Genomic DNA, 691 nt, shown 5'->3' on the forward strand with positions numbered 1-691 from the left:
ATCGATACGAATTCTTCACCGAGGCGATGCAAAGCGAAATCGTCGACACAAAACGGATTGCCGACGAAATTCTCGGCGGCCTTGAGCGCAACGAGTTCATTCCCTTCTACCAGCCGCAATTTGACGCAAAAACGCTCGAAATTGTTGGGGTTGAGGCGCTGGCGCGATGGAGACATCCGGAGAAGGGTATTTTGGCGCCCGATGTATTCCTAAGGATTGCGGAAGAACTGAATGTCGTCTCGATCATCGATCGAACCATATTAGAGCATTCGCTTTTGGATTTCGAAGAGTGGTCTGCTGCGAATCTTCACATTCCGCGGGTGTCAGTCAACGTTTCGGCGCGCCGCCTTCAAGATGAGGAACTCATAAAGAGTCTTAGGAAGCTGAATATCAAGAAAGGAACGATTTCATTCGAGCTCGTTGAGTCAATCTTCCTTGACGAAAATGATGATTTTGTTACCTGGAATCTTGAGCAGATAAAAGAGCTAGGCATTGACGTAGAAATAGACGATTTTGGTACGGGCTATGCCTCAATAGTCAGCTTGCTCAAGCTGCAGCCTCGCCGGCTGAAGATAGATCGCCAGCTGGTCGTCCCAATTGTCAAATCGCCGCAACGAAGGCAGGTCGTCTCGTCGATCATTGAAATCGGCAAATCCCTGGGTATTGAGGTCGTAGCGGAGGGTGTCGAGAC

At 49.5% G+C, this 691-nt stretch carries 1 protein-coding gene; it reads left to right on the plus strand.

Features of this window, described 5'->3' with window-relative positions; genetic code table 11:
• Positions 1-691 (plus strand): EAL domain-containing protein (locus EOA86_RS37180; RefSeq protein ID WP_164892436.1); only part of this gene is annotated, 691 nt, incomplete at both ends.

Source organism: Mesorhizobium sp. M5C.F.Ca.IN.020.32.2.1, assembly GCF_004023105.1.
In the GTDB taxonomy this organism is placed as follows: Bacteria; Pseudomonadota; Alphaproteobacteria; order Rhizobiales; family Rhizobiaceae; genus Mesorhizobium; species Mesorhizobium wenxiniae.